This is a genomic window from Aminobacter sp. P4_D5 (assembly GCF_056401815.1).
Genome location: NZ_JBFUIP010000144.1, coordinates 1 through 14,508, shown reverse-complemented (window position 1 = coordinate 14,508; position 14,508 = coordinate 1). Strand labels below are relative to the sequence as shown.

The window sequence follows — 14,508 nt, the reverse complement described above, 5'->3', positions numbered from 1 at the left end:
CGATCATCCTGAACCACGGGTGCACCCTTCATCTTCCAGACAGCATCTGGAACGGCGTTCAAGAAATTGTCGATGACGCCGCTCTTGGCTGCGTCCTTGCCTTCGACCGGCTTGCCGACTGAAGCGTCGTAGTAAACGACATTGTCGGCGAAGTACCCGGCCGCCTTGGCCGAGTCATGGGCGKTCCAGGCAGCCAGATAGGCCTCTACGGTTGCTTGCGGCTTGTCTTGTGCCCAAACCGGCGTGATGGCCGGCACGGCAGCGATAAACGCAGCGGCAATGGCTGCGGATGCGAGAAATTGGCGGCGATGCATGTTTCTTCCTCCCTTGTTTCCTTCTCCCCGTTTGCGGGGAGAAAATGGCCCGAAGAGCTGGATGAGGGGCGACTCCAACGTATAACAAGGCAGCGCTGCCCCTCATCTGCCTGCCGGCATCTTCTCCCCGTAAACGGGGAGAAGAGCGCTACCCATGCGCGATCATCACGTGGCGCACGGCGGTGTAGTCCTCCAGCGCGTAGACCGACATATCCTTGCCGTAGCCGGACTGCTTGAGACCGCCATGCGGCATCTCGTTGGTCAGCATGAAGTGCGTGTTGATCCAGGTGCAGCCATATTGCAGCCGAGCAGCCGTCGACATGCCGCGCGAGATGTCCTTGGTCCACACCGATGACGCCAGTCCGTAATCGCTGTCATTGGCCCAGTTGACCGCCTCGTCGGCATCCGAAAACCGCGTCACTGACACCACCGGCCCGAACACCTCGCGGCGCACGATCTCGTCTTCCTGTAGCGCGCCGGCAACGACGGTCGGCTGGTAATAGAAGCCACCGCCCTCGCCGGGCTTGCCGCCGGTGGTGATTTCGATGTGCTTGAGTTCAGAGGCGCGCTCGACGAACGAGGCGACGCGGTCGCGCTGGCGCCTGGAGATCAACGGCCCGATCTCGTTTTCGGTGTCGTCGGCATGGCCGAAACGAATTGTCGAGACAGCCGACGACAGGTCGGCGACGAGCTTGTCGTAGACGCGCTTGCCTGCATAGATGCGGCAGGCGGCAGTGCAGTCCTGGCCGGCATTGTAGTAGCCGAAGGCGCGCAGGCCGCTGACCACCGCGTCGATATCGGCGTCGTCGAAAACGATGACCGGCGCCTTGCCGCCGAGTTCGAGATGGGTGCGCTTGACCGACTTGGCCGCCGCCTGCAGCACCTTCTTGCCGGTGGCGACATCGCCGGTGATCGAGATCATGTTGACCTTGGCATGGTTGATCAGCGTGTTGCCGACGCTCTCACCACGTCCGAGCACGACATTGACCACGCCTTCGGGCAACACCTCGGCGAGGATTTTGGCCAGCTTGAGTGCCGTCAGCGGCGTCTGCTCCGACGGCTTGAAGACCACGGTGTTGCCGCCGGCAATGGCCGGCGCGAGTTTCCACGCCATCATCATCAGCGGGTAATTCCACGGCGCGATGGAAGCGACGATACCGATCGGATCACGGCGGATCATCGAAGTGTGTCCGGGCAGATATTCGCCCGCCACCAGCCCAGGCATCGAGCGTACAGCACCGGCAAAGAAGCGGTAGCAGTCGACGATGGCAGGTATCTCGTCATTGAGCACGGCATTGATCGGCTTGCCGCAATTGAGCGCTTCGAGCCTGGCGAAACCTTCCGCCTCCGCCTCGATCCGGTCGGCGATCTTGAGCAGATAGCCCGAGCGCTGCGCCGGCGTGGTCTTCGACCAGCCTGCAAAAGCTTTTTCGGCAGCGGCGACCGCAGCCTCGATCTGTGCTTGCGAGGCCTCGGGCAGGCTGAGGATCGTCTCGCCGGTGCGCGGGTTGAGGATCGCTTCTTCCGTCTCGGTCCCTTTTTCGAACTTCGAGCCGATCAGCATCTGGGTGTCCATGACTTCTCCCTTTCGATCTTATTTGCCGGCGCCGGCGATCTGGTCGCCTTCGCGGGTCAGGTAATAGGCAATGAGGATGGGCAACAGCGTCGCGAGAACCACGACCATGGCAACGACATTGGTGACCGGGCGCTGGCGCGGCCGCACCAGCTCCTCGAGCATCCAGATCGGCAGCGTCTGCTGCTGGCCGGCGGTGAAGGTGGTGACGATGACTTCGTCGAACGACAACGCAAAGGCGAGCATGCCGCCGGCGAGCAGCGCTGTACCGATGTTGGGAAGGATCACATGCCTGAACGTCTGGAAACCGTCGGCGCCGAGGTCCATCGACGCCTCGATCAGCGAGCCCGAGGTGCGGCGGAACCGGGCGACCGCGTTGTTGTAGACGACAACGACGCAGAAAGTGGCGTGGCCGAGAACGATCGTCCAGAACGAGAACGGGATCTCGGCCAGGCTGAAGGCCGAGCGCAAGGYGATACCGGTGATGATGCCGGGCAATGCAATTGGCAGGATGACCAGCAGCGAAATCGCCTCGCGGCCGAAGAAACGCGTCTGGCTGACGGCAGCGGCGCAAAGTGTGCCGAGCACCAGCGCAATCGCTGTCGAAATCGCTGCGACCTGGACCGAAAGTCCCAAAGCCTGCCAGACGTCAGGACGTCCCCAGGTGACCGCGAACCACTGCGTGGTCAGTCCCGGTGGCGGCCATTGGTAACTCTTCTCCTCGGTGGTGAAGGCGTAGACGAAGATCAGCAGGATCGGCAGATGCAGGAAAGCGAGGCCCGCCGCGGCGGCGATCTTGATGCCAAGCGGTGCCGATTGCGAACGGTCAGAGCGCATCGAAGGCCCCCATGCGTTTGGCGCCCCAGAGATAGAAGCCCATGATGACGATCGGCACGACGGTGAAGGCGGCGGCGAGCGGGATGTTGCCGGCGGTACCCTGCTGGGCATAGACGGCCTGGCCGATGAACAGCCTGGAGGTGCCAATGATCTGCGGGATGATGTAGTCGCCCAGCGTCAGCGAGAATGTGAAGATCGAACCTGCGACGATGCCCGGCAGCGCCAGCGGAAACAGTACGTTGCGGAACGTCTGGCCGGGCGACGCCCCCAGATCGGACGAGGCTTCGACGAGGTTGGCCGGCACGCGTTCGAGCGCTGCCTGGATCGGCAGGATCATGAACGGCAGCCAGACATAGACGAAGACAATGAAAGTGCCGGTGAACGACACCGATAGCGAATTGCCACCGACGATCGGCAGCGACAGCCAGCTGTCGAGCAGCCACGACAGATGCAGCTTGCCGAAAAGCCAGGTGAGGATGCCTTCCTTGGCAAGGATCAGCTTCCAGGCGTAGATCTTGACCAGATAGCTCGACCAAAGAGGCAGCATGACACCGAGATAAAACAGCGCCTTCCATTTGCCGCGAGCGTATCGCGCCGCGTAATAGGCGATCGGGAACGCAACGACAGCCGAAGCGAGCGTCACCATCGCAGCCATCGTCACCGTGCGGACGATGATGTCGACATTCGCCGCCTGGAACAGGTCGCCATAGGTCTTGAGCGTGAAGTGGCGGTCGATGAGGCCGGAATACTCGTCGATCGAAAAGAAGCTTTGCGCCAGCAGCGCTAGCAGCGAGCCGATATAGATGACGCCGAGCCAGAGCAGCGGCGGCGCGAGCATCAAAAACAGCAGCAGCCCCGGCCGGCGCCACAACAGGTCTGACAACGAACCGGCGAGACCGCCGCGCTTGGGCAGGATCGCTGCGGCTGCGCTCGCGCTGGTGATGGCGTCGACACTCACGCCTGGTCCTCCATCAGATGGAGCTGGTCGCGATTGAAGGTGAGCACGACATGCTCTCCATCGTCGGGCAGCGACGTGCCTGCGGGCACGGTGGCATGCAGTCTCAGACCGCCGGCATCGAGCGCCAGCTTGGTAGCGGCTCCGAGATAATGCCTGGACACGACACGCGCTGCGACGCCGTCCCCGGTAGCACCCCGCCCGACGCGGATCGATTCCGGACGCAGGCTGCCCCAGCGGCGCTGGCCGGCATAACGCTGGACGAAGTCTGGCGGCAGCACATTGGACGAACCGACGAAATCGGCGACGAAGCGCGATGCCGGACGCTGGTATATCTCCTCCGGCGCGCCTACCTGCATGATGCGGCCATCATTGAACACCGCGACCCGGTCGGCCATCGACAGCGCCTCGCCCTGGTCGTGGGTGACGAAGACAAAGGTGATGCCGAGCGCCTTTTGCAGCGCCTTGAGTTCTTCCTGCATGCTCTCGCGCAGCTTGAGATCGAGCGCGCCGAGCGGTTCGTCGAGCAAAAGCACTTTTGGCTTGTTGACCAGGGCGCGGGCGAGCGCCACGCGCTGGCGCTGGCCACCCGAGAGCTGCCCCGGCCGACGCGAACCGTAGCCCGGCAACTGCACCAGCCTGAGCGTATCTTCGGCGGCGCGGTGGCGTTCGTCCTTGCTCACGCCCTTGACCATCAGCCCATAGGCGACATTGTCGAGAACGTTGAGATGCGGAAACAGCGCGTAGTCCTGGAACACCGTGTTGACGTTGCGACGATAGGGCGGCACGCCCTCGGCACGCTCGCCAAAGATCGAGATACTGCCCGAGGTCGGCTGCTCGAAGCCGGCGATGAGGCGCAGGCAAGTCGTCTTGCCCGAACCCGACGGCCCCAGCATGGCGAAGAACTCACCCGGCTGTATCTCGAGGTCGACCGCATCGACGGCGCGCACCGCGCCGAAATGGCGGGAGGTCTTTTGAAAGGCGACTGCTGGGGTCATTGAAGGCTGTCCTGATGGTTGGCTCGCCATCTGCGAACCTCGGCGCCGTCCCTCATCCGCCTGCCGGCACCTTCTCCCCGTGAATGACGGGACAAGGACGAAGCGGTGACGTGGACGCCCCCCTCCCCGTTTTACGGGGAGAGGGTAAGGGTGAKGGGCATCGCAACGCTAAACGTTAGGCCTACCGTCCGCCAATCACGCCGATATAGTCCGACACCCAGCGGTAGTAGGGCACGCACTGGTCGTTCTGGGTGGCGCATTTCGACACCGGCGTCTTCCAGAACTTGATCTTGGCGAATTCTTCGAAGCCGTTGGTCTTGCAGCCTTCGTCGCCGAGCAACGCATTGCCCTTGCAAGCGGCCGGCACGGCCGGGTTCGAACCGAACCAGGAGGCAAGATCGCCCTGCAGCTTGGGGTTCAGCGAATGCTCCATCCACATGTAGGCGCAATTCGGATTGGCGGCGTCGACATGCATCATTGTCGTGTCGGCCCAGCCGGTGGCGCCCTCTTCCGGGATTGTCGAGGCGACCGGCTGCTTTTCCGAAGCGAGCAAATTAACCTGGAACGGCCACGAACCTGAAGCGACCACGCCCTCATTCTTGAAGTCGTCGACCTGGATCATGGCGTCATGCCAGTAGCGGCCGACGAGCGTGCGCTGGGTGCGCAGCAGATCGAGTGCTTCCTTGTACTGGCCCTCGTTGAGTTCGTAGGGATCCTTGATGCCGAGATCGGGCTTGTGCGCCATCAGGTAGTTGGCGGCGTCTGCGATATGGATCGCGCCGTCATAGGCCTGGACACGACCCTTGTTGGGCTTTCCATCGGGCAGATCCATCGGCTCGAAGACGATGTTCCAGCTCTTGGGCGCTTCCTTGAACACGTTGGTGTTGTACATCAGCACATTCGGGCCCCACTGATAGGGCACGCCGTAATGCTTGCCGTCGACAGTGAACCAGGGCGCATCCTTGAGGCGCTCGTCGACTGCCGACCAGCTCTTGATCAGGTCGGTGTTGATCGGCTGGACGCGCTTGCCGGCAACCAGGCGAAGCGAGGCGTCACCCGATGCGGTGACGAGATCGAAGCCGCCCTCATTCATCAGCGCCACCATTTCGTCCGAGGTGGCCGCGGTCTTGACGTTGACCTTGCAGCCCGACGCCTTTTCGAAATCCGTCACCCAGTCGTAATTCTTGTCGGTCTCGCCCCGCTCGATATAGCCCGGCCAGGCGATGATGTTGACTTGGCCCTCGCCCTTGCCGATTTCCTTGACCTGCGCAAAAGCCTGGCCGGAAAAGCTGCACGCCAAGGCGATGGCCGTGCAGGATTTCAAAAATGCCTTCATCTCGATTCTCCCATTTGCAGGGGCCGCTCTCGATCGGCGGTGTTGCCCTGAAACGAAAGGTGCTGTGAAAGCGCAGGTTTCGCAAATTCATTTGGAAGAAGGGTGATATCGGTTTTTCCGATACCGGCAGCGCGGTTAGAGTTTTTGACGAACTGTGCGCTGCGCCTGGGCGATGCCAATGAAATCCCGCGCCGCCGCCGGCAGCGACGAGCCACGTCGCCAGACCATGCCGACCTGTACCACGGGCAGCGAACCCGAGACGTCGCGGGACTCGATGCGGTCGCCTTCCAATGACCACGGCCGGTAAACGAGGTCGGGCAAAAGCGCGACCCCTGCCCCGGTGGCGACAAGCGAACGCACGGCCTCCACTGAGCGTGTACGGAAGGCGACATGCGGTTTGGCGCCGATCGCCGACAGCAGCTTGCCGGTGTTTTCCTCGATCTCGTCGACCGACAGCATGATCAGCGGCTCTGACGCGATGTCGCCGACGCTGATGATTTCGGCGGAGGCCAGCGGGTGGCCGAGGGGCAGCCACAGGCGGTAGGCCGAGACCTCAAGGATTTCCGATTGCAACGCCATGCGGTCGCGCAGATTGGAAGTGACCATCACCGCAAGGTCGAGCTTGCCGCCGACAAGCAGGTGCTCAAGATAGTCGCCATTGTCTTCGATGGCCGAGATCTCGACCGCCGGGTGGGCGCGGCGGTAGCGCGCCAGGAGATCGGACAGAACGTAGCCGGCGACCAGTGAGGTGACGCCGAGCTTGAGCTGGCCCGTGGCGGTCGCCTTGCCGCCGAAGAAGGTACGCCGCGCATCCGACACGTCGGCCAGGATCTTGGTGGCGTGGCGCAGGAACTGGTGACCCTTGTGGGTGATGTTGAGGCCGCGCGGGTGGCGCTCGAACAGCTCGACGCCGAGATCGCCTTCCAGCTCCTTGATCGCCTCGGTGACCGAGGATTGCGAGATCGACAGGTTCTGCGCCGCCCGCGAGATGGTGCCCTGCTCGGCAACGGCAACGAAGAACTGAAGCTGACGAAGCGTGAAGGCCATATCAGGACTAAACAGGGTGGTGAGAGGTTTGGGAAGGGGCTGCCGCATCTGCGCGGCTGCTCGAAAAAAGCAACCCTGTGTCAATCGATAGTGTGCGGTGCACCGAGGTCAGCCAGCGGTCATGCAACATCGCCGGCCTCGCCCACGGCTACCGCGTCAATAACTTGATCATAGGCGCAATTGCCTGCGACAAGCCTGTATTGTCACGGTCGGTCTACCGACGCGCTCTCAGCGCCGCGCAATGATGCGGCTGTCGACATCCTTGATGTCACGCAGGCCGCAGAAGGCCATGGTGATGTCGAGCTCCTTGCGGATGATGTCGAGACAGGCGGTTACACCCGCCTCCCCTCCGGCTCCGAGGCCGTAGAGGAACGAGCGGCCGATGAACACGCCCTTGGCGCCAAGGGCCACGGCCTTGAGCACATCCTGGCCCGAACGGATACCGCCATCCATCAGCACTTCGATGCGATCGCCGACAGCATCGACTATGGCCGGCAGCGCCGAGATCGAAGAGACAGCTCCATCGAGCTGGCGGCCGCCATGGTTGGAGACGATCAGCGCGTCGGCGCCGCTCGCGGCGGCCTTCTCGGCGTCCTCAGGATCGAGGATGCCCTTGAGGATGAGCTTGCCGCCCCACTGGTCCTTGATCCATTTGACGTCATCCCAGCTCAACGCCGGGTCGAATTGCTCGGCCGTCCACGACGACAGCGAACGCAAATCGGTGACGCCCTTGGCGTGACCTGCGATGTTGCGGAATGTTCTCCGGTTGGTGCGCAGCATGTTGAGGCACCAGCGCGGCTTAGTCGCCAGGTTGATGATGTTGGGGATCGTCATGCGCGGCGGCGTCGACAGGCCGTTGATGATGTCCTTGTGGCGTTGACCGAGGATCTGCAGGTCGAGCGTCAGCACCAGCGCCGAACATTTCGCCGCCTTGGCACGCTGGATCAGCCGCGAGACAAAGTCGCGGTCCTTCATCACATAGAGCTGGAACCAGAACGGCTGGGAGGTGTTTTCGGCGACATCTTCGATCGAACAGATGCTCATGGTCGACAGCGTGAATGGAATGCCTGCCTTTTCGGCGGCGCGCGCGGCATGTATCTCGCCGTCGGCATGCTGCATGCCGGTCAGGCCCGTCGGCGCGATTGCCACCGGCATCGATACCTTCTCGCCGATCATCGTTGTTTCAAGCGTGCGGTTGCGCAGATCGACAGCGACGCGCTGGCGAAACTTGATCGGCACGAAATCGCTTTCGTTTTCGCGGTAGGTGCTCTCGGTCCAGGCACCGGAATCGCAATAGTCGTAGAACATGCGTGGCACCCGCCGCTTGGCGATTGCACGTAGATCGGCGATCGAAGTTATCGGACGCGCCATTCAGGTCTGCTCCACATTTTCATTGCTGCTCCAAGCCTGCGCGCGGCATGTAAGCCGCCTTGGGCGGAGTTGCCAAGGCCAACCATCGGCTAAACGACTCCAAAAGGAAAAGGGGCCCGTGGGCCCCTCCGCCTGTTCAAGCTGTTCGCTTATGCGTTGGCGGCCGCGACGGCACGCTTGCCCATCACGACCACGAGATTGGCGCGGTATTCCGGCGAGGCATGGATGTCGCCCATCAGGTTCTTGGAAGGCACGGTGACACCTTCGAGAGCTGATGCCTCGAACTTCTTGGTGAGCGCTGCCTCGACCTCCTTCGAGCGGAACACGCCGTCATCTCCGGCCCCGGTCACCGCCGCGCGCACGCCGTCCTTGCCCTTGGTCACGAAGACGCCGGTCATGGCGTAGCGTGATGCTGGGTTGGGGAACTTGGCGTAACCCGCCTTGGCAGGTGCTGTGAAGGTGACCGCAGTGACGATCTCGTCGTCCTTGAGCGACGTTTCAAATAGCCCCTTGAAGAACTTGTCGGCCGCAAGCTCGCGCTTGTTGGTGACGATAGTCGCCCCAAGCGCCAGCAATGCGGAGGGATAATCGGCAGCCGGGTCGTTGTTGACGATCGAGCCCCCAATTGTGCCGCGATGACGCACGGCCGCATCGCCGATGAGGCTGGCGAGATAGGCCAGCGCCGGACACACCTTCTTCAGCTTCTCGTCATTGGCAACGTCGAAATGCGTCGTCGTGGCACCAATGGTGACGGTCTTGCCCGACACCTTGATGCCCTTGAGTTCGGCGATGTGACTGAGGTCGACCAGATCCGACGGTGCGGCGAGTCGCGTCTTCATCGCCGGGATCAGCGTCATGCCGCCGGCAAGGAACTTGGCATCGCCAGTCTTGATCTTCTTGACGGCGTCCGCGACCGAGGTGGCACGATGATAATTGACGGAATACATTTTGCGTCCTCCTCAGTGCTTCGAGCCGCTGCCCAACGCCGCCCAGACTTTCTGGGGCGTTGCCGGCATGGTCAGGTTTTCGTGGCCGAGCGCATCAGTGATGGCGTTGATGACCGCCGGCGGCGAGCCGATGGCGCCGGCCTCGCCGCAGCCCTTGATGCCGAGTGGGTTGCCCGGGCACGGCGTGTTCGAGGTCGAGACCTGGAACGATGGCAGGTCGTCGGCGCGCGGCATGGTGTAGTCCATGTAGCTCGCGGTCAGAAGCTGGCCGTTCGTGTCATAGACAGCCCCTTCGAGCAGCGCCTGGCCGACGCCCTGCGCGATGCCGCCATGCACCTGTCCCTCSACGATCATCGGGTTGATGATGTTGCCGAAATCGTCGGCAGCAACGAACTGCACGATATCGGTCTTGCCGGTCTCCGGATCGATCTCGACTTCGCAGATGTAGCAGCCCGCCGGGAAGGTGAAGTTCGACGGATCATAAAACGCCGTCTCCTTCAGCCCCGGCTCCATGCCTTGCGGCAGGTTGTGGGCGGTGTAGGCCGCAAGCGCCATCTGGAACCACGGCACGTTCTTGTCGGTACCGGCGACCTTGAGCTGACCATTTTCGATGACAATGTCGCCCTCGTCAGCCTCAAGTAGATGAGCGGCGATCTTCTTGGCCTTGGCTTCGACCTTGTCGAGTGCCTTGACGATGGCCGACATGCCGACGGCTCCCGAGCGCGAGCCATAGGTGCCCATGCCCATCTGCACCTTGTCGGTGTCGCCATGCACGATCGAAACGCTGTCGAGCGGCACACCGAAGCGCGAGTTGACCAGCTGGGCGAAGGTSGTCTCGTGGCCCTGGCCATGGCTATGCGAACCGGTCAGCACCTCGATGGTGCCGACGGCATTGACCCGCACCTCGGCCGATTCCCACAGACCGACACCGGCGCCAAGCGAACCGACCGCAGCCGACGGCGCGATACCGCAGGCCTCGATGTAGCAGCTCATGCCGATACCGCGCAGCTTTCCCTTCTTGGCCGCAGCTGCCTTGCGCTTGGCAAAGCCGGCATAGTCGGCCTGCTTCATCGCGGCGTCGAGGGAAGCGCCATAATCGCCAGCGTCGTAGCACATGATCACGGGCGTCTGGTGCGGGAAGGCGGTGACGAAGTTCGTGCGCCTGAGTTCGGCCGGCGACACGCCCAATTCCCGCGCGGCGATCTCCATCGTGCGCTCCACGACATAGGTTGCCTCGGGCCGTCCCGCCCCGCGATAGGCGTCGACAGGTGCGGTGTTGGTGTAGACGGTGCGCACATTGCCGTAGATCGTCGGGATGTCGTACTGGCCCGACAAAAGCGTGGCGTAGAGATAGGTCGGTGTCGCCGAAGAAAACAGCGACATGTAGGCGCCGAGATTGGCGATGGTGTCGACCTTCAGCCCGACGATCTTGTTGTTCTTGTCGAAGCCCATCTCGACTGTGGTGTGATGGTCGCGGCCGTGCGCGTCGGTGAGGAAGCTCTCCGTGCGGTCGGCCACCCACTTGACCGGCACGCCGGTCTTCTTGGAAGCCCACAGGCAGACGATCTCTTCGGGATAGATGTAGATCTTGGAGCCGAAGCCGCCGCCGACATCAGGCGCGATGACGCGCAGCTTGTTCTCCGGCGCGACGTTGTAGAATGCACTCATCACCAGCCGCGCCACATGCGGGTTCTGCGAGGTGGTCCAGCAGGTGTAGTGGTCCTCGGCCTTGTCGTAGTGACCAAGAGCGGCGCGAGGCTCCATCGCATTCGGCACCAGTCGGTTGTTGACGATGTTGACGCGGGTGATATGGGCCGCCGTCTTGAGCGCGGCGTCCGTTTTCGCTTCGTCGCCGATGCCCCAGTCAAAGATCAGATTGCCCTCAGCCTCGGGGTGCAGTTGAGGTGCGCCCTTGGCGAGCGCGTCGACCGCATCCGCCACCGACTTGCGCTCCTTGTAGGTGATCTCGACAGCTTCGGCCGCATCGCGCGCCTGGCCCTTGGTGTCGGCCACAACGATGACTACGGCGTCACCGACATAACGCACACGGTCGACGGCCAAGGGCGACCAGGCACCCATCTTCATCGGCGAGCCGTCCTTGGAATGGATCATCCAGCCGCAGATCAGATTGCCGATGCCGTCGGCCTTGAGCTGCCTGCCGGTGAGCACACCGATGACGCCCGGCATGGCTTCCGCCTTCTTGACGTCGATCTTCTTGATGTCGGCATGAGCATGCGGGCTGCGCACGAATGCCGCGTGCTTCATGCCGGGCACGACCATGTCGTCGACATAGCGCCCCGCGCCGGTGATGAATCTCTTGTCTTCCTTGCGCGCAACCCGCGCGCCAATGCCTTCGATTCCCATGTAAACTCTCCTCCAGAACCAAGGGCAGTACGGGAGTAAGGCAATGAGGCAGTAGGTAAGATGTCGCGTCGGCGGCAGTCGTTGCCTACTGCCTTACTGCCCTACTACCCTACTCCCAATTCTTATGCCGCCTTCTTCGCCTTGCTCTTGGACGCTTTTGACATTGTCTTTGAAGCGGCGAGGATCGCCTTGACGATGTTGTGGTAGCCGGTGCAGCGGCAGAKGTTGCCTTCGAGTTCCGCGCGCACGGTGGCTTCGTCGAGTCCGTCGGGATGCCTGCGGATCATGTCGGTTGCGGTCATGATCATGCCCGGCGTGCAAAAGCCACACTGCAGGCCATGATGTTCCTTGAAGGCGGCCTGCACCGGGTGCAGGTCGGCGCCATTGGCAAGGCCTTCAATGGTGACAATGGTCGAGCCAGAGGCCTGGACCGCCAGCATTGTGCAAGACTTCACGGCCTTGCCGTCGACATGGACGACGCAAGCGCCGCATTGCGACGTGTCACAACCGACATGCGTGCCGGTCAGGTTCAAATTCTCGCGCAGGAAATGAACTAGAAGCGTGCGGTCCTCCACCGCGCCGCTGATCTTTCGGCCATTCACGACCAAAGTAACCTCTGACATGAAACCTCCCACTGTTGCCGCGACCGGCCAGGCATGCCCCGCCCCGTCAGGTGAGCAAATCCTATCCTTGCGAATGCAGGCTGCAAGCGCCTTTTTGGATCCAGACACGCAATGCGTGCAGGCCAGCGCAGAAATGATGCCTTTTGAGGACAGTTTTGACTTGGAACATCTTGGCGGGACCAGCCCCGACCAGCTTCCATCGCGTGATTGGAAGTGGAATGCTCCGACGGATCATGTCAAAAGCGCGCATCACTTTCATGGGAGGCAGCCTTGGCCACTTTCGTCATCACCCCGCCCGAGCCCGCGTCGGTTGCTGTTTCAGGCTCCAGCGACCGCTTCGCCGTTCGCCGCATCTTCTGCGTCGGCCGCAACTACGCGGCGCATGCACGCGAGATGGGCAAGGACCCGGACCGCGAGCCACCCTTCTTTTTCGGCAAGCCAGCCGACGCTGTCGTCGACAGCGGCACGACCATCCCTTATCCGCAGCTGACCAAGGACCTCCACCACGAGATCGAACTGGTCGTTGCCATCGGCCGCGGCGGTTCCAACATCGAGGTCGAGAACGCGCTCGATCATGTCTGGGGTTATGGCGTCGGTATCGACCTTACCCGTCGCGACCTGCAGGACGTGGCCAAGAAAATGGGCCGACCGTGGGACTGGGCAAAAGGCTTCGACCTGTCGGCGCCATGCGGACCGCTGGTTCGTGCATCAGAAATCGGTCACCCGGCCAAAGGCCGCGTCTGGCTTGCCGTCAACGGCGAAACCAGGCAGCAGGGCGACCTGGCCGACCTGATCTGGTCGATCCCTGAAGTGATCGCGATCTGCAGCCAGTCGATGGAACTGAAGGCCGGAGACCTGATCTACACCGGCACGCCAGCCGGGGTCGGCGCAGTGATATCAGGCGACCGCATAACCGGCGGAGTAGACGGTGTGGGTGAGATCGACATCACCATCGGCGCGGTAGCAGGCCAATAATCGGCGACGGCTCAGGCCGTCACCTTGCTGCGCCGCTCATAGAGCATGATCAGCGTCTCGGCGACGAGCGCAGGCTTGTCTTCGCCTTCGATCTCGATGGTGTTTTCACCCTTCAGCAGATACTGCCTTGGTCCCCTTTCCTCCATCGAGATCAGGAACGAGCGCATGCGCACGCGCGAGCCTACCTTGACCGGGGTCACGAAACRCACCTTGTCCAGCCCGTAGTTGAAGGCAGCCTGGGTGTTGACAGGGATGACGCCCATGTCCTGGATGAACGCACCGATCAACGACAACGTCAGGAAGCCATGGGCGATTGTCGTGCGAAACGGGCTCTGGCGCCGGGCCCGCTCCGGATCGACGTGAATCCACTGGCGGTCGCCGGTGGATTCAGCAAAACCATCGATACGGCTCTGGTCGACAACCACCCAGTCGGAAACGCCGAGTTCCTGCCCGACTTTCGCGCGCAACTCCTCATAGGTCTCGATCGGTTTCGCCAAGGTTGTCTCCCTGCGTCTGACGGCGCCTTGCGAAGTTGGGGACCATAAATCGCGCGTGCTTGTCAAGCTTTGCAGGCAGATCGAGGCTATTCCGCAGCCTCGCGCTCGACGAGATCGTCGGTCCTTTCAGGATCGCCCGGGGCGGTTTCGCAACCAAGTTCGGGGAACGCCACCGAGCGCTTGCCGTGGAAGTCGGTGCGCACCACCACCAACCCCTGCTCCTCGAAATAGGTGAGCAAGCGCCGCGCCCGGCGTGCCGAATGGCTGCCATAAGCATGCGCGATCGCGGCGTCCGAAGGGCAAGGCGCGCCCTTGACCGCCGCCTGCGCGACGATCAGGAACACCGCCTGCAAATCCTCTGGAAGTGCGGCGGACATACCAAGTGCTTGCTGCCAGGTGTCGCTCGACGCCGTTTCGTCATCGATGCCCGAGCGTGCCACCGCATAGCGGCGACGGAAGGTGGATAGCGGCGGCGGCTCGCCCTGCATGCGCTTGATGCGACAGCGCACGAGAAAATCCTGATAGAGCACGGCATCGGTGCGGAACGCCGCGTCCGGATCCTCGACCATCTCGCGAACGATCGTGTCGATCAACGCCTCGCGTTCGGCCTCGTCGAACAGCGGGAAAATCGGCTCGGCGACGGGGGCCGATGCCTCGGCGCGCACCTGGGA

Annotated in this window: 13 protein-coding genes and 1 pseudogene; 1 reads left to right on the top strand and 13 read right to left on the bottom strand. The window is 62.5% G+C overall.

The annotated features are described in order from the left end of the window. The 11 genes from AC1DWF_RS23980 to AC1DWF_RS23930 all read right to left on the bottom strand — a co-directional run. The coding region (locus tag AC1DWF_RS23980; RefSeq protein WP_476842128.1) for a nuclear transport factor 2 family protein at positions 1 to 314 on the bottom strand (314 nt) is incomplete at its 3' end. Positions 315 to 462: 148 nt separating this feature from the next. After that, positions 463 to 1,890, bottom strand: coding sequence for a gamma-aminobutyraldehyde dehydrogenase (locus tag AC1DWF_RS23975; protein ID WP_476785829.1), 1,428 nt, complete (start codon positions 1,888 to 1,890; stop codon positions 463 to 465). 18 nt (positions 1,891 to 1,908) lie between these two features. Beyond that, positions 1,909 to 2,724, bottom strand: coding sequence for an ABC transporter permease (locus tag AC1DWF_RS23970; protein WP_476842127.1), 816 nt, complete (start codon positions 2,722 to 2,724; stop codon positions 1,909 to 1,911). Beyond that, the gene (locus AC1DWF_RS23965) at positions 2,714 to 3,682 is read right to left on the bottom strand and encodes an ABC transporter permease (RefSeq protein WP_476787633.1); all 969 of its coding nucleotides are present in this window, start codon (positions 3,680 to 3,682) and stop codon (positions 2,714 to 2,716) included. The genes AC1DWF_RS23970 and AC1DWF_RS23965 overlap by 11 nt, the downstream gene beginning before the upstream one ends. Next, the gene (locus AC1DWF_RS23960; protein ID WP_476785826.1) at positions 3,679 to 4,677 is read right to left on the bottom strand and encodes an ABC transporter ATP-binding protein; all 999 of its coding nucleotides are present in this window, start codon (positions 4,675 to 4,677) and stop codon (positions 3,679 to 3,681) included. The genes AC1DWF_RS23965 and AC1DWF_RS23960 overlap by 4 nt, the downstream gene beginning before the upstream one ends. Positions 4,678 to 4,858: 181 nt before the next feature. Further along, on the bottom strand, positions 4,859 to 6,013 hold the full coding sequence (locus AC1DWF_RS23955; protein WP_476787634.1) for an ABC transporter substrate-binding protein: 1,155 nt from the start codon (positions 6,011 to 6,013) through the stop codon (positions 4,859 to 4,861). A gap of 135 nt (positions 6,014 to 6,148) precedes the next feature. Then, positions 6,149 to 7,060 carry a LysR family transcriptional regulator gene (locus tag AC1DWF_RS23950; protein WP_476787652.1) on the bottom strand — a complete coding sequence of 304 codons (912 nt, stop codon included), beginning with the start codon at positions 7,058 to 7,060 and terminating at the stop codon, positions 6,149 to 6,151. A gap of 228 nt (positions 7,061 to 7,288) precedes the next feature. Then, a complete protein-coding gene (locus tag AC1DWF_RS23945) occupies positions 7,289 to 8,431 on the bottom strand; it encodes an alpha-hydroxy acid oxidase (RefSeq protein WP_476783708.1) in 1,143 nt (380 codons plus the stop codon). 149 nt (positions 8,432 to 8,580) lie between these two features. Continuing rightward, positions 8,581 to 9,378: an FAD binding domain-containing protein gene (locus AC1DWF_RS23940; protein WP_476787635.1), complete on the bottom strand. Its 798-nt coding sequence runs from the start codon at positions 9,376 to 9,378 to the stop codon at positions 8,581 to 8,583. Between the two features lie 12 nt (positions 9,379 to 9,390). Continuing rightward, the gene (locus AC1DWF_RS23935; protein ID WP_476783710.1) at positions 9,391 to 11,742 is read right to left on the bottom strand and encodes a xanthine dehydrogenase family protein molybdopterin-binding subunit; all 2,352 of its coding nucleotides are present in this window, start codon (positions 11,740 to 11,742) and stop codon (positions 9,391 to 9,393) included. 122 nt (positions 11,743 to 11,864) lie between these two features. Continuing rightward, the gene (locus AC1DWF_RS23930) at positions 11,865 to 12,365 is read right to left on the bottom strand and encodes a (2Fe-2S)-binding protein (protein ID WP_476842126.1); all 501 of its coding nucleotides are present in this window, start codon (positions 12,363 to 12,365) and stop codon (positions 11,865 to 11,867) included. Between the two features lie 270 nt (positions 12,366 to 12,635). Between AC1DWF_RS23930 and AC1DWF_RS23925 the strand changes: the two genes are divergently transcribed. Continuing rightward, entirely contained in the window at positions 12,636 to 13,340 is a 705-nt protein-coding gene (locus AC1DWF_RS23925) for a fumarylacetoacetate hydrolase family protein (protein WP_476783712.1), read from the top strand. 11 nt (positions 13,341 to 13,351) lie between these two features. On the opposite strand, the gene AC1DWF_RS23920 is transcribed toward AC1DWF_RS23925, so the two are convergent. Beyond that, positions 13,352 to 13,837: a MaoC family dehydratase gene (locus tag AC1DWF_RS23920; protein ID WP_476842125.1), complete on the bottom strand. Its 486-nt coding sequence runs from the start codon at positions 13,835 to 13,837 to the stop codon at positions 13,352 to 13,354. Positions 13,838 to 13,923: 86 nt separating this feature from the next. Beyond that, a pseudogene (locus tag AC1DWF_RS23915) lies at positions 13,924 to 14,508 on the bottom strand (ATP-binding protein); the annotation flags it as partial.